This is a genomic window from Microbacterium sp. RU1D (assembly GCF_900156435.1).
Lineage (GTDB): Bacteria > Actinomycetota > Actinomycetes > Actinomycetales > Microbacteriaceae > Microbacterium.
Window position 1 is genome coordinate 64,780 of the sequence record NZ_FTPQ01000003.1, and the last position, 17,193, is coordinate 81,972.

The 17,193-nt window shown below is 71.5% G+C and carries 15 protein-coding genes; 3 read left to right on the forward strand and 12 right to left on the reverse strand.

Going from position 1 to position 17,193, the window contains the following annotated elements; translation table 11 throughout:
- Nucleotides 1–47 precede the first annotated feature (47 nt).
- Nucleotides 48–542, reverse strand: coding sequence for a MarR family winged helix-turn-helix transcriptional regulator (locus B0B15_RS12490; protein WP_076676615.1), 495 nt, complete (start codon nucleotides 540–542; stop codon nucleotides 48–50).
- Between the two features lie 40 nt (nucleotides 543–582).
- On the opposite strand from B0B15_RS12490, the gene B0B15_RS12495 reads away from it, so the two are divergent.
- Nucleotides 583–1,476, forward strand: coding sequence for an EamA family transporter (locus tag B0B15_RS12495; RefSeq protein WP_076676617.1), 894 nt, complete (start codon nucleotides 583–585; stop codon nucleotides 1,474–1,476).
- Between the two features lie 27 nt (nucleotides 1,477–1,503).
- Here the strand turns inward: B0B15_RS12495 and B0B15_RS12500 are convergent, their stop codons facing one another.
- From B0B15_RS12500 to B0B15_RS12540, 9 genes are all read right to left on the reverse strand, one after another.
- Entirely contained in the window at nucleotides 1,504–2,334 is an 831-nt protein-coding gene (locus tag B0B15_RS12500) for a GIN domain-containing protein (protein ID WP_076676618.1), read from the reverse strand.
- Complete coding sequence (locus B0B15_RS12505; RefSeq protein ID WP_076676621.1) at nucleotides 2,331–2,996, reverse strand: response regulator; 666 nt, start codon at nucleotides 2,994–2,996, stop codon at nucleotides 2,331–2,333. Before B0B15_RS12505 ends, B0B15_RS12500 begins: the two co-directional genes overlap by 4 nt.
- Nucleotides 2,984–4,306 (reverse strand): sensor histidine kinase, encoded by a 1,323-nt coding sequence (locus B0B15_RS12510; RefSeq protein WP_083709014.1) that lies wholly within the window; start codon nucleotides 4,304–4,306, stop codon nucleotides 2,984–2,986. The genes B0B15_RS12505 and B0B15_RS12510 overlap by 13 nt, the downstream gene beginning before the upstream one ends.
- Before the next feature lie 79 nt (nucleotides 4,307–4,385).
- The gene (locus B0B15_RS12515; protein ID WP_076676623.1) at nucleotides 4,386–5,567 is read right to left on the reverse strand and encodes a substrate-binding domain-containing protein; all 1,182 of its coding nucleotides are present in this window, start codon (nucleotides 5,565–5,567) and stop codon (nucleotides 4,386–4,388) included.
- 74 nt (nucleotides 5,568–5,641) lie between these two features.
- The gene (gene mmsB, locus B0B15_RS12520) at nucleotides 5,642–6,907 is read right to left on the reverse strand and encodes a multiple monosaccharide ABC transporter permease (protein WP_256334316.1); all 1,266 of its coding nucleotides are present in this window, start codon (nucleotides 6,905–6,907) and stop codon (nucleotides 5,642–5,644) included.
- The gene (gene mmsA, locus B0B15_RS12525) at nucleotides 6,894–8,420 is read right to left on the reverse strand and encodes a multiple monosaccharide ABC transporter ATP-binding protein (protein WP_076677572.1); all 1,527 of its coding nucleotides are present in this window, start codon (nucleotides 8,418–8,420) and stop codon (nucleotides 6,894–6,896) included. Before mmsA ends, mmsB begins: the two co-directional genes overlap by 14 nt.
- 157 nt (nucleotides 8,421–8,577) lie before the next feature.
- Nucleotides 8,578–9,678: a multiple monosaccharide ABC transporter substrate-binding protein gene (gene chvE / locus B0B15_RS12530; protein WP_083709084.1), complete on the reverse strand. Its 1,101-nt coding sequence runs from the start codon at nucleotides 9,676–9,678 to the stop codon at nucleotides 8,578–8,580.
- A gap of 316 nt (nucleotides 9,679–9,994) precedes the next feature.
- Nucleotides 9,995–11,020 (reverse strand): LacI family DNA-binding transcriptional regulator, encoded by a 1,026-nt coding sequence (locus B0B15_RS12535; protein ID WP_076676625.1) that lies wholly within the window; start codon nucleotides 11,018–11,020, stop codon nucleotides 9,995–9,997.
- A 180-nt stretch (nucleotides 11,021–11,200) separates the two neighbouring features.
- A complete protein-coding gene (locus B0B15_RS12540) occupies nucleotides 11,201–12,523 on the reverse strand; it encodes a M20/M25/M40 family metallo-hydrolase (protein WP_076676627.1) in 1,323 nt (440 codons plus the stop codon).
- A 120-nt stretch (nucleotides 12,524–12,643) separates the two neighbouring features.
- On the opposite strand from B0B15_RS12540, the gene B0B15_RS12545 reads away from it, so the two are divergent.
- Nucleotides 12,644–13,627: a Gfo/Idh/MocA family protein gene (locus B0B15_RS12545; RefSeq protein WP_076676628.1), complete on the forward strand. Its 984-nt coding sequence runs from the start codon at nucleotides 12,644–12,646 to the stop codon at nucleotides 13,625–13,627.
- Between the two features lie 274 nt (nucleotides 13,628–13,901).
- Nucleotides 13,902–14,762 (forward strand): NYN domain-containing protein, encoded by an 861-nt coding sequence (locus B0B15_RS12550; RefSeq protein WP_076676630.1) that lies wholly within the window; start codon nucleotides 13,902–13,904, stop codon nucleotides 14,760–14,762.
- A 194-nt stretch (nucleotides 14,763–14,956) separates the two neighbouring features.
- Here the strand turns inward: B0B15_RS12550 and B0B15_RS12555 are convergent, their stop codons facing one another.
- Together B0B15_RS12555 and B0B15_RS12560 are read right to left on the reverse strand one after the other, a co-directional pair.
- Nucleotides 14,957–15,583 carry a hypothetical protein gene (locus tag B0B15_RS12555; RefSeq protein WP_076676631.1) on the reverse strand — a complete coding sequence of 209 codons (627 nt, stop codon included), beginning with the start codon at nucleotides 15,581–15,583 and terminating at the stop codon, nucleotides 14,957–14,959.
- A 4-nt stretch (nucleotides 15,584–15,587) separates the two neighbouring features.
- On the reverse strand, nucleotides 15,588–17,132 hold the full coding sequence (locus tag B0B15_RS12560; protein ID WP_076676633.1) for an ATP-dependent DNA ligase: 1,545 nt from the start codon (nucleotides 17,130–17,132) through the stop codon (nucleotides 15,588–15,590).
- Nucleotides 17,133–17,193 lie beyond the last annotated feature (61 nt).

The following is a 17,193-nucleotide window of genomic DNA, read 5'->3' on the forward strand; positions in this document are numbered from 1 at the left end:
CGCCTCCGACGCCCTTGTAGCGACGATTCCCGGCGATTCGCGCGCTCTCAGACGCCCAGAGCGTCTCCCCACGCGCGCAGGAGCGTCTCGAGGCGATGGCGTTGCGCCGGAGCGAGACCCGCCAGCAGACGCTCCTCGTTCGCGAGGTGCGCGGCGAAGGCCTCATCGATCACGCGCCGTCCGGCCGGGGTGAGACGGATGACGCGCCCGCGTCCGTCGTCGGCGTCGGCGTCGCGCACGACGAGACCGGATGCCACGAGCCGGTCGACGCGCTTGGTCACGGCACCCGTGGTGACCATCGTGTGCCGCGCGAGTTCGCCGGGGGCGGCCGCGAAGGGCTCCCCCGCCCGGCGGAGTGCGGCGAGGATGTCGAATTCCCCCTCGCCCAGGCCGTGGCGGCGGTACTCGGCGATCACTTCCTCGCGCAGGTGGTCGGCCAGACGGTGCAGGCGTCCGATCACCTGCATCGGGGCGACGTCGAGGTCGGCACGCTCGGCCCGCCACTGCTCGGCGATGGCGTCCACACGGTCCGGGGCGGTCATGGCATCCACTCTATCTTCCGCGGAAGCTAATGTGTCTTCCATGGAAGCTACCTGGCGGATCATCGCTGTGACAGCCGTCGCCCCCGTCGCGTGGGGCGCCACCTACGTCGTGACGCGGCACCTTCTCCCCGCCGACGCGCCGTTGTGGGGTGCGGCGCTCCGCGCGCTCCCGGCGGGACTGCTGCTCTGGGCACTGGCGAGACGGCGACCGCACGGCTCGTGGTGGGCGAAGGCACTCGTGCTCGGACTGCTGAACTTCGCGGCGTTCTTCGTACTCGTGTACGTGGCCGCCCACCTGCTTCCGTCCTCGATCGCGGCGTCGGTCATGGCTCTCGCGCCCCTCGCACTCGCGGGCATCGCGTGGCCCCTGCTCTCGCAGCGACCGACCGCGCGTTGGGCGCTCGCGTCGACGGTCGGGATCGCGGGGGTGCTGCTCGTGGTCGGCTGGAGCGCCGGCGCGATCCCGCCCGCGGGCGTCGTCAGCTCGGTGCTGGCGCTGCTCGCGTCGTCCTTGGGGGCGATCCTCACCACCCGCTGGCGCGACGAGACCCCGCTGCTCGCCACCACCGCCTGGCAGCTCACGGCTGGAGGCATCGTGCTCGTCGCCGCCGCGGGTGTCATCGAGGGCCCTCCACCCCGGGTGGATGCTGTGGGTGTCGCCGCCTACGCCGGAATCGCGGTCGTGGCGACCGCCCTGGCGTTCATCTGCTGGTTCACGGGCCTGCGACACCTTCCGGCCGGAACCGTGGGCCTCATCGGACTGCTCAACCCCGTGACGGGGGTGCTGCTGGGCGTGCTCGTGGGCGGCGAGACCCTCACCGTGCCGCAGCTGATCGGCATCGCGCTGGTGCTCGCGGCCATCGCCGTGACTCACGCGCGGCGCCGGGACGCCCCGCGTCCGACGCGCGGGCCCGTGCCCTCCCCGAGAGGGTGAGCGCGGGTCCGTGCGTGCAGCCGACGCTCACGAGCGCAGGCGCACCTCGCCCATCGTGGCCGTGACGTCGACCTCGGCGGTGGCCGTGGGGCTCTGACGCAGGGCGTTGTCGACCTGACCCAGACCGTCGTCGAGGCTCACGCGGTACTCGTCGTCGGGCAGACGCAGGTCGACGGAACCGGCGGTGAGCTCCACATCCGTACGGAGGGGGGTGGATCCGCGCAGCTGCGCCGTCACCTCTCCCCCCGCCACCTCGAACACGGCGGTGCCGACGTCGCGCAGCTGCACCGACGCCGATCCCCCCGACACGTCCAGCTCGAGCTCCCCCGCCGCGCCGTTCAGCGTCGTCGTTCCTCCGGCCAGGCGGATCGACAGGCTGCCGTAGTCGCCCTCGAGATCGAGGGAACCGCCGCTGACCTGCGCGTCGACACCGAGGCCCGTGCCCGCCCAGTCCCGCGGAAGGGTGATCGTGGCGGACGATCCGGTGTTCCAGCCGACGAACGTCCCGTTCGGCGAGGCGACGCGCAGCGCGTCTCCGCGGCGCTCGAAGGTCCACCCCGCGCGACCGCTGGTGGCGTCGAGCCGTGCGCTGTCGACGTCGCCGTAGGCGATCGTCAGGGCTCCCCCGGTGACGTCGATGTCGAGCGAGTCCACCGCCCGCGTGGCGTCGCTCACGCTGACGGACTCGCGATCGGTGTCGCGCAGCGAGACCACGGCCGAGGCCGCCGTGCCCGCGAGGGTGCCGAGCGCGACGCACGCGCCGACGGCGATGGTGACGATCGACACCGCGAAAGCGGCACCGCGGCGGCGGGGAGGCTCGGGGGCGGCGGGGGCGGGGAGGGGGGCCTGCGTGGTCATGAGGTCGCTCCGGTGTGGTCGTGGCCCAGGTGCACGAGGGCGGCGATGACGCGGCGGTTGCCGGTCTCGTCCTGCTCCAGGCCGAGCTTGGTGAAAATGGCGGTGATGTACTTCTCGACGCTCGCCTCGCTGACGAACAGCGCCCCGGCGATCGCCTGGTTCGAGCGGCCCTCGGCGATCAGGGCCAACACGGCCCGCTCGCGGTCGGTGAGACTCTGCAGTCGCTCGTCGCGCCGGCGCCGCGTGAGCAGCTGCGCCACCACCTCGGGGTCGAGCACGGTGGCGCCGCCGGCGATGGATGCCACGGCGGCCAGGAAGTCGGCGACGTCGGCCACCCGGTCCTTGAGCAGGTAGCCGAGCGCTCCCTGCCCGTCGGCGATGAGGTCGCTGGCGTACCGCTCCTCGACGTACTGCGACAGCACGAGGACGGCGAGCCCCGGATGCCGCGACCTCAGCGCGATGGCGGCGCGGATGCCCTCATCGGTCCAAGTCGGCGGGAGCCGCACATCGAGGATGCACAGATCCGGCGTCGTCGCGGCGACCGCGTCTTCCAGCCCGTCCGCGTCGGGAAGGGCGGCGACCACCTCGTGGCCGTCGTCGGCGAGCAGGCGCACGAGCCCCTCGCGCAGGAGGACGGAGTCCTCGCAGATCAGGATGCGCACGGGACGGTCACCTCCACCGACGTCGGACCGCCCTGCGGACTGTCGATGCGCGCGGTGCCGCCCGCCGCCGTGACGCGGTTGACGATGCCGTCGAGGCCGCCGCCCGGCACGATGCTCGCCCCGCCGAGTCCGTCGTCCTCGACGCGGGCCCACAGCGACCCGTCATCGCGCACCCGCACGTCGACGCGGCAGGCGGCGGCGCGGGAGTGCTTGGCGGCGTTGGTCAGGGTCTCCGCGATCGCGAAGTACACGGCCTCCTCGGCGGCCCGCCCGCAGCGGCGCGGAAGGCGCACGTCGAGGGTCACGGGGATGTGCGAACGCGACGCGAGCGCCGAGAGGGCGGCATCCAGCCCCCGGTCCTCGAGCACCGAGGCGTGGATGCCGCGGGCGAGCTGCCGGAGCTCCGTGATGGCCGACTTCGTCGAGGCGTGCGCCTCGGCCACGAGCGCTTTGGCGGCCTCGGGGTCGTCGTCGATCTTGGTCTGCGCGAGACCGAGGGTCATGCCGATCGAGACGAGGCGCGGCTGAACGCCGTCATGCAGGTCGCGCTCGATACGCGTGCGCTCGACCTCGGCCGCGCGGACGGCGCCCGCTCGCCGCGTGTCCGAGGTGCGTGCCTGCTCGACCAGCTGCGCCTCGCGCGAGGGCACGAAGATCGCGCGCACGATCACGCCGTCGAGGATCGCGAGGCCGATGACAGCGGCGATCGCGACGACGACGGCGATCACACCCACCAGCGGCACCGCGGCGCCCTGCAGCGGGAACAGCCCCAGGAACCGCGTGTCGGGCCACCCGAAGATCGGGCTGACGGTCAGCGCCAGGCCCCACGCGACGCCCGCCAGGGCGGCGAGGGTCAGCAGACCCATCACGGTCGCGATCGAGAACGATGCCACCGCGCGCCACTGCAGCGGGTCGATCGCCTGCAGCCAGATCGTGTGCAGCACGCCGACGAAACCGGGCTTCGCGCTGCGGCGCGGCCGCAGCGGGCTCAGCCCCAGGCCGTACAGGCCGTCGACGCGCGCCCGCTCGAACCATGCCACGGCGAAGAGCGCGTACACGAACGCGACGAGCACCACCACGCCCACGAGCAGCGCCGCCAGCAGCCCGAGACCGGAGCCGAGCATGCTGAACAGCGCCGTGAAGACCGCGGGACCCACCACGCCCAGCGCGGCGAGATGGGCGATCGCGCCGGCCACGCGGCGTGGCGAGGCGACGCGCACCGTGTCCGGCACGCTCGCCGTCGGCGAGGCGGTCTCGGCGGGCGCGCCGGGAACCGGTGGAGGAGGCGGGAGAACGGATGCCGTGGTCATGCGTTCCACGCTAGGGCGCGGTCGTCGCCGGCACCGCCCGGTCAGCCCCCGCGCCTGTTCGGGATAACCCGAAACGCGGTCACAGCTCGTCGGCCGAGATCCAGCCCGAGTCGATGAGCTCCTCGACGTCGTCGGCGCGCAGAATGCTCGGCGACACCTCGTCCCCGGTCTCATCGGGAAGACCGCCGTCGTCGAGCAGGGCCTCGACAGCGTCGGCGGTCGCCGACACGAGCGCCCGGGGGTCGGCGAACACCGTGGCATCGATGTCGCCGTCGCGCAACGCGCGCACAGTCAGCGGGTCGGCCCCCGATCCCACCACCAGCGGTGCGGGGGCGAGCTCGTCGTCGTCGGCAGCGCCGGTCGCATCCGTCGACGGTGTCGGCGAGGGGGTCTCGCCGTCGGCCTTGGGCGCCTCGGTCGTGAGGGCGGTGACGACGCCGCGGGTCACCGCGTCGCCGAGCGCGAGCACGGTCGTCGGCGCGTCGTCGGGGTCCCCCGCTCGAAGCCCACGGACGCGTTTCTCCGCCGCGTCGGCCTGCGCCTGCGCCGTGTCGCCGTCCACGGTGGCGGCCTCACGGGTCGCCCCCGACACGATCTCGATCCGACCGTCCGCGACAGCCGGCTGCAGGGCGGAGAGGGCGGCGTCGTAGCGCTCATCCTCCCCGTTGTCGGAGTGCGCGGAGCTCAGCACGGCCAACCGCGCCGTGGGCGGGTCGTCCGATGCTCCGGGTTCCGCGGGCGTCACGGACGGACTCGGACTCGACAAGACCTCCGCAGGGGTGGGCGCGTCATCCAGGTCGGCGAGCAGAGCCTCCGCCTGCGCACGCCCGATGGTGGCCGCGTCGAACGCGACGGTCCCGCCCACGTCGAGACCGACGATCGATTGCCCGAACGTCACGACGGGCACGCCCTCCTCTCCAGCCGCGGCGAGGGCCGACGACAGATCGGCGGATGCCACCGGCGCCACGATCACGGCATCCACGCTCTTCGTGAGCATGTTCTGCACCTGAGCCGCCTGCGTGCGGGCGTCGGAGGCGGCGAACTGCAGGTCGACGCGGTACCCGCGCGCGGTGAGTTCGCGGGTGAGGGCATCGCCACCTCGGCTCCAGATGGCGTCGGCCGTCGTCGGCAGCGACACCCCGATCACGCCGGCACCGTCATCGGACCCGGGGTCGGTCGCCCTCGCGGGTGCGCACGCGGCGAGTCCGAGGGTCATCGCCACGAGGGCTGCGGCAGCGCGGGAGGCGCGGGAGCGTGTCATCCGCTCCATCCTCCCCCACGAACGCCCGAACGCCCCGCCGCGCGAGGCGACGGGGCGTCCGAGGAGAGCGGAACTCAACCGCGGGTGCGGTTCTTGTTCCACACGTCGAAGGCGACGGCCAGCAGCAGCACGAGACCCTTGATGAACTGCTGCACGTCGGTCGAGATGCCCATGAGCGACATGCCGTTGTTGAGCACACCCATGACCAGACCACCGGCGATCGCGCCGACCACGCGGCCGACACCACCCTGCACGGCGGCTCCACCGATGAAGGAGGCGGCGATGGCATCCAGCTCGAACAGGTTTCCGGCGCCGGGGCCCGCGGAGTTGAGTCGACCCGTGAAGACGATGCCCGCGAGAGCGGCGAGGACGCCCATGTTCACGAAGAGCAGGAAGTCGACGCGACGGGTGTTGATGCCAGACAGCTTGGCCGCGGTGCGGTTGCCGCCGATGGCGTAGATGTGGCGGCCGAAGACGCTGCGGCTCATGACCGTGGAGTAGCCGATGACCAACAGGGCCAGGACCACGAGCACGATGGGCGTGCCGCGCGAACCGGGCGCGACACCCAGCAGGTAGGTGAGGTACGCGATCAGGGCACCGCCACCGATGACCTTGACCAGGAACGCGACCTGCGGCTCGTTCTGCAGCTCGAGCGCCGCGCGCTTGGCGCGCTGACGCACCTGCGAGACGACGAACAGCACGAGGGTCAGCACGCCCAGGGCGACCGTGATCCACTCGGCGGGCGACGACGACGCCGGGAACAGGTCGGGGAACAGGTAGCCACCGCCGAGCTGACGGTACTCGGTCGGGAACGGCGTGATCTGGGTGTTGCCCAGGGTCATCTGCGTCAGGCCGCGGAAGAGGAGCATGCCTGCCAGGGTCACGATGAACGCCGGGATGCCGATGTAGGCCACCCAGAAGCCCTGCCACATGCCGACCACCGCGCCGAGCACGAGTGACAGCAGGATGCCGAGCCACCAGGGCAGGCCCCACTGCACGATCAGCACGCCGGAGACGGCGCCGACGAAGGCCGCGACCGAGCCGACCGACAGGTCGATGTGGCCGGCGATGATGATCATCACCATGCCGATCGCGAGGATCAGGATGTAGCTGTTCTGAACGATGATGTTCGACACATTGCCCGCGGTGAGCAGGCGCCCGCCGGTGAGGGCCTGGAACAGCAGCACGATGACGATCAGCGCGATGAAGATGCCGATCTCGCGCAGGCGCGACGTGAAGAACTGCAGGATGTTGCCGGCTCCGCCGCCGGCGCCACCGCCGACGGGGCCCTTCGGCGTTGCGGGCCCCTGCGGGGTCACGGTGTTGTCAAGCGCTGACATGGTCGGCTTCCTTTTCCTTCGTCATGAGCACCATGAGGGCCTCCGGGGTGGCCTCTTCGATGGGCAGCTGGCCGGTGATGTGGCCTTCGCTGAGGGTGTAGATGCGGTCGCAGATGCCGAGGAGCTCGGGCAGCTCCGAGGAGATGACGAGCACCCCCTTCCCCTGGGCCGCGAGGGAGTTGATGATCGTGTAGATCTCGTACTTCGCGCCGACGTCGATGCCGCGGGTCGGCTCGTCGAGGATCAGCACCTCGGGGTCGGAGAAGAGCCACTGCGACAGCACGACCTTCTGCTGGTTGCCGCCGGAGAGCTTGCCCACGACCACGTCGACGGTGGGCGCCTTGATGTTCATCGACTTGCGATAGCGATTGGCGACCAGGTATTCCTCGTCGCCGTCGACGAACCCGCCCTTGACGAGCTTGCGCATCCCGGCGAGGGAGATGTTGCGCTTGATCGTGTCGATGAGGTTGAGCCCGGCGCCCTTGCGGTCTTCCGTGACGTACGCAAGTCCGCTGCGGATGGCGGCCGGGACCGTGGAGGTGTCGGCCTTCTTGCCGTTGATGTAGACCGACCCCGAGATGCGCGATCCGAAGCTCTTGCCGAACACGCTCATCGCCAGTTCGGTGCGACCGGCGCCCATGAGGCCGGCGATGCCGACGACCTCACCGGCGCGCACGGTCAGGTTGGCCTGGTGGATGACGGTGCGGTTGGCATCCGTGGGGTGGCTGACGTTCCAGTCCTCGATGCGCAGGACCTCGTCGCCGATCTCCACGTCGCGGTCGGGGTAGCGGTTCTCCAGCTCACGGCCGACCATGCCGCGGATGATGCGGTCCTCGCTCGTGCCGCCGGTGGCGACGTCGAGCGTCTCGATGGTGCGACCGTCACGGATGATCGTGACCTCGTCCGCGATCGCTCGGATCTCGTTCAACTTGTGACTGATGATGATCGAGGTGATCCCCTGCCCCTTGAGGTGGCGGATCAGATCGAGCAGGTGCTCGGAGTCGTCGTCGTTCAGGGCCGCGGTGGGCTCGTCGAGGATGAGGAGCTTGACGTCCTTCGACAGTGCCTTGGCGATCTCGACGAGCTGCTGCTTTCCGACGCCGATCTCGTTGACGGGCACGTCGGGGCTGTCGCCGAGGCCGACGCGCGCGAGCAGCTTGGCCGCCTCGCGGTTCGTGGCATCCCAGTCGATGAGACCTCGGTGGGTGATCTCGTTGCCGAGGAAGATGTTCTCGGCGATCGAGAGATAGGGGCTCAGGGCGAGCTCCTGGTGGATGATGACGATGCCGGCCGCTTCGCTGTCGCGGATGTCCTTGAACTCGACGGTCTCTCCGTCGAAGACGATCTCGCCGCGGTAGTCGCCCGCGGGATACACACCGCTGAGCACCTTCATGAGGGTCGATTTTCCGGCGCCGTTCTCGCCGCAGATGGCGTGAACCGTCCCGCGCTCGACGGTCAACGACACGTCGGCAAGCGCGATGACGCCGGGGAACTCCTTGGTGATCGAGCGCATCTCGAGGATGGTGCTCACGAGGTCCTCCTTGCAGAACCGGCTCGTGGCCGGTCGGGATGGTGGGGCGGGTACCGGGGGCGGACCCGCGGGAGCCTCCGCCGCGACCCGATGGGGCCGCGGCGGAGGCGGGAGGGAGGACCGGGGTCCTCCCCGGGGATCAACCCAGGTCGGCCTCGGTGTAGTAACCGCTGTCGATGAGGACTTCCTTGTAGTTGTCCTCCGTGACGATCGTCGACTCGAGCAGGTACGACGGCACGACCTTCTCGCCGTTGTCGTAGGTCTCGGTGTCGTTGACCTCGGGCTCCTCGCCCTTGCGGATGTCGTCGACCATGGTCACGGCCTGCTTGGCGAGCTCGCGCGTGTCCTTGAAGATCGTCGAGTACTGCTCACCGGCGATGATCGACTTGATCGAGCCGACCTCGGCGTCCTGACCGGTGATGACCGGCAGGTCGCTGGCCGAGTAGCCGCCCGAGGTGAGGGCCGAGATGATGCCGATCGACAGACCGTCGTAGGGCGAGAGCACGCCGTCGAGCTTGGTGGAGCCGATGACGGTGAGGATGTTCTCCATGCGCTCCTGGGCCGTCTCCGGCAGCCAGCGCAGGATCGCGGCCTGACCGAACTCGGTCTGGCCCGAGGGGACGACGAGCACGCCCGAGTCCATGTAGGGCTTGAGGGTCTCCATCGCACCTTCCCAGAAGAAGGTGGCGTTGTTGTCGTCGGGGCTTCCCGCGAACAGCTCGACGTTGAACGGGCCGGTCGCGCCGGTCTCCGCACCCGAGGCGTCGAGGACGCCGAGGCCCGTGAGGAGCGACGTGGCCTGCTGCACGCCGACCTGGAAGTTGTCGAACGTCGTGTAGTAGTTCACGTTCGGCGTGCCGTTGATGAGGCGGTCGTACGCGATGACGGGGATGTCGGCGTCGGCGGCCTGCTGCAGCACGTCGGTGAGCGTGGTGCCGTCGATCGAGGCGACGATCAGGGCCTTGGCGCCCGAGGTGATCATGTTCTCGATCTGCGAGACCTGGGTGGGGATGTCGTCGTTGGCGTACTGCAGGTCGACCTGGTAGCCGAGCTCCTCGAGCTGCGACTTGACGTTGTTGCCGTCGGCGATCCAGCGCTCCGACTGCTGGGTCGGCATGGCGACACCGATGATGCCGCCCTCTTCCGAATCGCCGGCGCCGCCGCCGGTGCGGTCTCCCGCGCAACCGGCGAGGCCGATGCCGAGCGCGAGGACGCCCGCTCCCGCGACCGCCTTGAGCATGCTGTGCTTCTTCACTCTGGTTCCCTCCGTTGGGTATGTGGCGCGGTCTCTCCCCATGGAGCCCACCGCTTCAGCGAGCGACGCACCGGCCGGGCGCAGAGACCGCGGGGCGAAACGAAGCCGTTCGGCGAGGCGGATCACCCGCGTCGTTCGAAACCTCTTCGTCTCGACGGATCCGCTCCGCAGCGAGTCCCGTCGGCCTGTGCGACCGGTCATGTGACCGTTCACATTGTGTGTGTGATGCTACCCCGCCGCCGGGAGAATCTGTCAAGTCCCGATGCGTTCGCAGAACAGCCGTTGCCGAAACGTGACGAATTCACCGAGACGGCGGCGCTGTTGACGAGCGCACGATGAGGCGCAGGTGATCCGGCTCCGACGCCGCGCCCTCGCCCGACGCCTCCCCCAGCGCGGCGAGCAGATCGGTCACCGCGCGGGTACCGATGCCGAGGAAGTCCTGCCGCACGGTCGTCAGCGGCGGCCAGAGGTGCGCCGACTCGGGCACGTCGTCGAAGCCCACGACCGAGATGTCCTCCGGGACGGAGCGACCTATGGCGCGGACGGCATGCATGAACCCGAGCGCCATATGGTCGTTGCCGGCGAACACCGCCGTGGCGTCCTCCGTGCGCAACAGTTCGAGGCCCGCCTCGAATCCGAACTGCGCCGTCCAGTCGCCGAGCACGGGCGGACGGGGCGAGAGGTCGTTGGCATCCATCTCGGCGAGGTAGCCGCGCATGCGGTGATCGGCTTCGACCCAGTCGCGGGGGCCCGCGATGTGCAGGATGCGGGTGTGACCGAGCTCGATGAGGTGGCGCACGGCCGCTCGCGCTCCCGCGGTCTGATCGTTGTGCGAGGTCGAGGTGCCGGTCGAGGCGACGATCTGCACCGGGACGGGGAGTTTCAACTCGTCGAGGATCGGCACCACCCGCGTCTGCGGCGCCACGGCGATCAGCCCTTCCACCGACTGCTGCATGAGGTGGTCGATCGAGGAACGCACGTCGTCGGGCGCGCTCGTGGCCAGGTTGGTGACCGTGAGGCGGTAACCGGCGGCGCGCGCGGCGGATTCGATCGCCTGCACCATCGTCGAGACCCCGTGCGTGGTGGTGCGGGGGCCGAGCACGCCGATCAGCTTGGACCGACTGGTCGCGAGTGCGCGGGCCGCCTGATTCGGCACGAACTTCAGCTCCGCGATGGCCGAGCGCACCTTGGCGGCCGTCTCGGGCCGGAGGGCCGGGCTGTTGTTGATGACGCGCGAGACGGTCTGGTACGACACCCCCGCGAGCCGCGCGACGTCGCGGATGCTCGGGGCGCGCCCCGTCGCCTCCGGGATGTCGGTGTCGCTCATCAGCCGCCTCATTGCGGGTCGCGCGCGGTTGCGTGACCGGTCACACGAGGATAACCGACGCGGCACGTTTCGCTGCGTCGAGCCGCGACGCCCCGGTGCGGCGCTGGTCCGAGCGGGCACCGGACGATCCTCGTCGGCGCCCCATCGAGAGCGCGTGCGTCGCACCGGCGGCGCCGCGCCTCAGGAGCGCAGCAGAGCGCCGTAGAACCGGATGCCGCGCAGCCAGACGTCGACGCGGATGCGCTCGTCGGGGGCGTGCAGGGCGTCGCGCTCGGCGCGCGTGAGATGGAACGGGGCGAAGCGGTACACGGCATCCGTCAGTCCGGTGTAGAAGCGGCTGTCGCTCGCCCCCAGCTGCAGGTAGGGCAGCGGCACGACATCGCCGCCGAGGGTGTCGCTCACGGCGCGCGACAGCCGCCGCCAGGCCTCGCCCCGCCAGGGCGACACCGGCGACGGATCGTCGCCGTGGCGCAGCTCGATGTCGACAAGAGGGTCGCGCACCGCGCGGCGCAGGTGGATCGCGGCATCGGCCAGGGTGTCGCCGGTGAGCAGTCGCACGTTCACGCTCGCCCGCGCGGTGGTGGCCAGCACGTTCTCGCCCGGCGAGCCCTCCAGGCGCGTGACGACCGCGGTGGTGCGCACGAGCGCATTCGTCTCGGGGCCCAGGGCGGACAGCACCGCGCTGAGCACGGGCGCCGTCAGCCGCGGGCGCCGGAACGCCGTGGCGAGCGGCTCGGCGACGTGGCCGGCGGCCGTGGCGAGCATGGCGCGCACGGGAGGGGCGAGACGGCGGGGGAACGGGCGGCGCCGGAGGCGGTCGATGGCCCGCGCGAGTCGCGCCGTCGCCGGCAGCGGCGGAGGCGTCGAGGCGTGCCCACCCGCTTCGCGCGTGACGAGGTCGAACGTCGCCACCCCGCGCTCGGCGACTCCGATCATCGCGGTCGGCGCCGCCACCCCGGGGACCGCACCGTCGACGACGGCGCCGCCCTCATCCAGCACGAGGGCCGGGCGCACGCCCCGCTCCGCGAGGATCCGCGCCATCTCACGGGCGCCGGTGCCCCGTGTCTCCTCGTCGTGGCCGAAGGCGAGCCAGACGTCGGTGCGCGGGACGACGCCCTCGGCGAGCGCCTCCTCCACCGCCTCGAAGACGGCGACGAGCGCCCCCTTGTCGTCGATCGCGCCGCGGGCATGGATCGTGGCATCCGGGCCGTCTCCCTCCACGACGGCGGCGAAGGGATCGTGCCGCCACGGCTGGCCCACGACGGGCACGACGTCCTGGTGGGCCAGGAGCAGCAACGGAGCCGCGGTCGAGGCGCCGCGCCAGCGGTACAGCAGCGAGTGCCCCGCGACGACCTCGCGCTCGAGGTGGGTGTGCGTCAACGGATAGAGACGCTCGAGGGCCGCGCGGAAGCGCGCGAAGGCGTCGCCGTCGACGTCGGCCGGATCGGGCCGCGACACCGTCGGGATGGACAGCAGTTCACGGAAGCGCTCGACGGGCGTCATGCGACGAGCCTAGGGCGCTCCCCCGCGGCGCGTGCGGGAGCCCTTCTCGGCCGGCGCCGTTTCGCATGACGCCCGTCCCTCTCGCCCCCGCGGGCTCCGGTCACGGATACGGTGGAGCGCATGACCGGACTGCACTGGGGCATCCTCGCAACGGGCGGCATCGCGCACGCCTTCACCTCCGACCTGCGCACCGCGGGCCTCGACGTCACCGCCGTCGGCTCGCGGAGCCTCGACAGCGCGCGGGACTTCGCCGCGCAGTACGACATCCCGCACGCGCACGGCTCGTACGACGAGCTCGTGGCCGACCCCGACGTCGACATCGTCTACATCGCCACCCCGCACCCCTCGCACGTGGAGAACGCGCTTCTCGCCCTCGACCACGGCAAGCACGTGCTGGTCGAGAAGCCGTTCACCCTCAACGCGGGCGAGGCGGCGGCGATCCGCGAGAAGGCGGCCGAGAAGGGCCTGCTCGCGATGGAGGCCATGTGGACGCGGTACCTGCCGCACATGGTCCGCATCCGCGAGATCCTCGCCGCGGGCACCCTCGGTGAGATCCGCGTCGTCGCGGCCGACCACACGCAGAAGATCTCGACCGACCCCGCGCACCGCCTCAACGACCTCGCCCTCGGCGGCGGCGCCCTGCTCGACCTCGGCATCTACCCGATCTCGTTCGCCGTCGACGTGCTGGGGCTGCCCGAGCAGATCTCGGCCGTCGCGCGGATCTCGGATGCCGGCAGCGACGCCGAGGTGGCGACGATGTTCGTGCACGCCGACGGAGCCGTGTCGACCACGGTGTCGTCGTCGCGCGGGGCCGGGGCGAACACCGCGCAGATCGTGGGCACGGAGGCCCGCATCGAGATCGACCGCGTCTGGTACACGCCGACCTCGTTCCGCGTCGTCACGCCCGACAACAAGGTCGCCGAGGAGTTCACGACCGACATCGAGGGTCGAGGCATGCAGTTCCAGGCCCTCGCCGCGGAGCGGCTCGTCGCCGACGGCGCCCTCTCGAGCGATCTGCTGCCGATCGATGAGACCGTGGCCATCATGGGGGTCCTCGACGAGGTACGCCGCCAGATCGGCGTCGTCTACCCCGGCGAGCGCTGAGCGCGAACGACCCGGCGCCGACCTCCCCGCCCCGTCCGACGATCCGTCGGGCGGGGCGGTCCCGTTCGGCGCGGGTGCCGGGCGGCGGCGTTCTTGCGGACGGCGACGGCCCACGGCGGGCGCAACGGGCGGGATGGACGCTGCGGTCAGGCCGTGGCATCCTGAGCCGTCGAAGACCCACCCGTACCGACGCGCCGCCCGTTCCGAGCGGGATGGCGGTGACCGACGCGCGCCTCGGCTACCGGGACGGGCCGCAACGGGTCAGACTGGACCCATGCCCGATACCCAGAGCGCCCGCGTCGCCGTCTACCTCGACTTCGACAACATCGTGATGTCGTGGTACGACCGCGTGCACGGGCGCAACGCGTACTCGCGCGACCGGCAGAAGATCGCCGAGAACCCGATGGACCCGGAGATCGCAGAGCGCCTGACGAAGGCGACCATCGACGTGGGCGCCGTCATCGACTACGCGGCGTCCTTCGGCACGCTCGTGCTCACCCGCGCCTACGCCGACTGGTCGGCCCCGGTGAACGCCGAGTACCGGTCGCAGCTCGTGGCCCGCGCCGTCGACCTCGTGCAGCTCTTCCCCGCGGCCGCGTACGCGAAGAACGGTGCCGACATCCGACTCGCGGTGGATGCCGTGGAGGACATGTTCCGCCTCCCAGACCTGACCCACGTCGTCATCGTCGCCGGCGACAGCGACTACGTGCCGCTCGCCCAGCGCGTCAAGCGCCTGGGTCGCTACGTCGTGGGCGTGGGTGTGGCGGGCTCGACGGCGAAGTCGCTCGCCGCGGCGTGCGACCGGTTCGATGCGTACGACTCGCTCCCCGGCATCCCGAATCTCGCCGAGACGAAGAAGGATGCCGCGCCCTCGCGGCCCCGCGCCCGCAAGCGTTCGAAGGACCCCGCGGTCGATCTGCTGGACCGCGCCATGCAGCTGGAGGCCGAGCGCGCCGACGGCGAGTGGCTGCACGCGTCGGCCGTGAAAGATCTCATGAAGCGGCTGGACCCCTCCTTCAGTGAGAAGGCGCTCGGGTTCCGCAGTTTCTCGGACTTCTTGAAGGCGCAGACCGATCACGTCGAGGTCGACGAGGAGTCGAACGTCGTGCAGGTGCGCGCCGTCGGTCGGGGCTGACGCGGCCGCGCCGGGTTGTCCGGGCGCGCTGCGGCGAGCGAGTGTCCACGACACCCGGACGCGCGAAGAAAACGTCCGGGTGTTGTGGACAGTCGTCCATGCTGCGGTGGCGTGGAGCGGCGGCGCGGCACCGTAGACGGCACGGCGCCGCGGCGGCTCGGCCCGACGACGCGGCGGTGCGACCCCGCGGCGGGTCAGCGGCGCTCGGCGCCCGGCGCCACGTGCGCGAGGACGCGTTCCCACACCGAGGTGAGGGTCACGTGCCCGTTCACTGAGCCGATGTCATCGTCGGGGACGACCTGCACCTCGGCGGAACGCATCCGGTCGACGTACCACTGCGCGTCGGCGGCACCCGCGGGCCCCTGTCCCCCCACGACGACGAGGGCCTCGGCATCGAGGTGGTCGAGGAGGGGGGTGCGCAGGTCGCGGCTGAGCGGGTCGACGGGGCTCTCGACGCCGACGATCGCGAGGCGGTCGACGACGGGGCCCATCGCCGCGGCCAGGTAGATCGCGATCGGTCCTGCCGAGCGTTCCCCGACCAGTCCCACCGTCGCGCCGGGAGCCTCTCGCTCGAGCAGCGCCCGGAGTGCCTCGACGGTGAGGCCGGCGGGCGTCTGGCCGCCGAACACCGGGGGGTCCTCCAGCTCGGGAGCGTCGAGTCCCACCGCCACGATGCGCACGTCGAAACCGGAGGTCACGCGGGCGTCGGGGTCGGTGGTCGCGACGTCGCCCGTGCGCAGCACGAACACCGCGCGCGGAGCACCGGGGGTGCCGAAGCTGCGGTAGCCGAGCTCGCCGTCGAGCCAGGGGGCCAGACTCATCTCGTCATCCTTCCGTCGCCGCGCCGCCGCCGGGGAGCAGCGCGCGCAGGGTGTCGATCGTGTCGGCCTGGGCCGGGGGCTTGTCGGAACGGTAGCCCTTCACCCGGGCGAAGCGCAGAGCCACACCGCCGGGGTAGCGCACCGACCGCTGCACGCCGTCGATCGCGATCTCGACGACGGTGTCGGCGACGACGCGGATGCCACCGGGGAGCTCCCCCGTCTCGCGTTCGGCGAAGTGCGCCGTCTGCCAGGTCAACAGCTCGTCGGTGAGCCCCTTGAAGGTCTTGCCCACCATGACGAAGCCACCCGGCTCGCCGTAGCGACCCTCGGGATCGCGCGCTCCCAGATGGAGGTTCGAGTACCAGCCCGACCGGCGTCCGGAGCCCCGCTCGACGCCGAGCACCACGAGGTCGAACGTGTGCACCGGCTTGACTTTGAGCCAGCTCTTGCCGCGGCGCCCCGCGGTGTAGGCCGCGTCGAGCCCTTTCACCATGACGCCCTCGTGCCCCGCTGCCAGGGCGTCACGGGCGAACGCGTCGGCCGTCCCGGGGTCGTCGGTCATCACCGCGGGGATGCGCCATTCGGCCGCGACGCGCTCGAGTGCGTCGAGGCGCGCCGCGAGCGGCTCGTCGACGAGGTCGCGGCCGTCCAGATGCAGGATGTCGAAGAACCACGGCCGCAGGGCGATCTCACGCGCCGCCTCGGCGCCGAATCGCGCCATGGTGTCCTGGAAAGGCCGAGGCGCGCCGTCCTCGTCGAGCGAGAGCGTCTCGCCGTCGAGGATCACCGCCTCCACGGGCAGGGATCGGACGACCTCGACGATCTCGGGGACGCGATGCGTGACGTCGGCGAGGGTGCGGGTGTAGACGTGCACGTCGTCGCCCTGGCGGTGAACCTGCACACGCGCGCCGTCGAGCTTGAACTCCACCGAGGCGCTCCCGGCGACGGCGAGGGCGTCGGCGACGGAGGTCGCGGTGGAGGCGAGCATGGGCTGCACCCCGCGACCCACGACGAGTCCCACCGCGTCGAGGTCGGCGTTCGAGCCGGTGAGGGCGACGAGGGCGGTCTTGCCCAGGTCGCCCGACAGCATCGCGGCACGCCGCACCGCGGCGCCGTCGCGATCGGAGGCCCGGGCGATGGCATCCACGAGGACGCCCTCGAGAGCGCCCGTGCGCAGTTCGCCCGTCATCACCCGCACGAGCAGGTGCCATTCTGCAGCCGTCGCGCGACCGGCCAACTCGTCGAGCAGGGCGGTGCGCTGCGCGGCCGATCCGTTGCCGCCCAGTGTGGTGAGACGCGTGAACGCGGCGTCGACGTCGGCAACGGTGAGGGTCGGGGCGTCGGCGTGCGCTCCCCCGCGGGTCGACAGCGTCTTCCATCCGACGCCGAGTCGCCCCTGGCGGGGAGACGCGGTGAGGATGCCCACCGCGGCCACGATCTCGTCGGGGGCGAGCCCGCGCAGCACGTCCGCGAGGGCGTCGACCTTCGCGAGTCGCGAGCGGGTGCCGGTGACCGCCGCGAGAGCCGTTTCGATGTCGCCGAAGAGCATGTCGGCATCCTGGCATCCCCCTCCGACATCGCTCCGGCGCTTGCGCGAGCGCGCGGCGCGT

Excerpts from the sequence above, each read along its gene's own strand:
- B0B15_RS12490 (WP_076676615.1), bottom strand. The coding sequence starts at position 542 with ATGACCGCCCCGGACCGTGTGGACGCCATCGCCGAGCAGTGGCGGGCC.
- B0B15_RS12555 (WP_076676631.1), bottom strand. The coding sequence starts at position 15,583 with ATGAGTCTGGCCCCCTGGCTCGACGGCGAGCTCGGCTACCGCAGCTTC.
- mmsA (WP_076677572.1), bottom strand. The coding sequence starts at position 8,420 with ATGCGCTCGATCACCAAGGAGTTCCCCGGCGTCATCGCGCTTGCCGAC.
- B0B15_RS12540 (WP_076676627.1), bottom strand. The coding sequence starts at position 12,523 with ATGACGCCCGTCGAGCGCTTCCGTGAACTGCTGTCCATCCCGACGGTG.
- B0B15_RS12550 (WP_076676630.1), top strand. The coding sequence starts at position 13,902 with ATGCCCGATACCCAGAGCGCCCGCGTCGCCGTCTACCTCGACTTCGAC.
- B0B15_RS12560 (WP_076676633.1), bottom strand. The coding sequence starts at position 17,132 with ATGCTCTTCGGCGACATCGAAACGGCTCTCGCGGCGGTCACCGGCACC.
- B0B15_RS12545 (WP_076676628.1), top strand. The coding sequence starts at position 12,644 with ATGACCGGACTGCACTGGGGCATCCTCGCAACGGGCGGCATCGCGCAC.
- B0B15_RS12495 (WP_076676617.1), top strand. The coding sequence starts at position 583 with ATGGAAGCTACCTGGCGGATCATCGCTGTGACAGCCGTCGCCCCCGTC.
- B0B15_RS12535 (WP_076676625.1), bottom strand. The coding sequence starts at position 11,020 with ATGAGCGACACCGACATCCCGGAGGCGACGGGGCGCGCCCCGAGCATC.
- B0B15_RS12515 (WP_076676623.1), bottom strand. The coding sequence starts at position 5,567 with ATGACACGCTCCCGCGCCTCCCGCGCTGCCGCAGCCCTCGTGGCGATG.
- B0B15_RS12510 (WP_083709014.1), bottom strand. The coding sequence starts at position 4,306 with ATGACCACGGCATCCGTTCTCCCGCCTCCTCCACCGGTTCCCGGCGCG.
- chvE (WP_083709084.1), bottom strand. The coding sequence starts at position 9,678 with ATGCTCAAGGCGGTCGCGGGAGCGGGCGTCCTCGCGCTCGGCATCGGC.
- mmsB (WP_256334316.1), bottom strand. The coding sequence starts at position 6,907 with ATGTCAGCGCTTGACAACACCGTGACCCCGCAGGGGCCCGCAACGCCG.
- B0B15_RS12500 (WP_076676618.1), bottom strand. The coding sequence starts at position 2,334 with ATGACCACGCAGGCCCCCCTCCCCGCCCCCGCCGCCCCCGAGCCTCCC.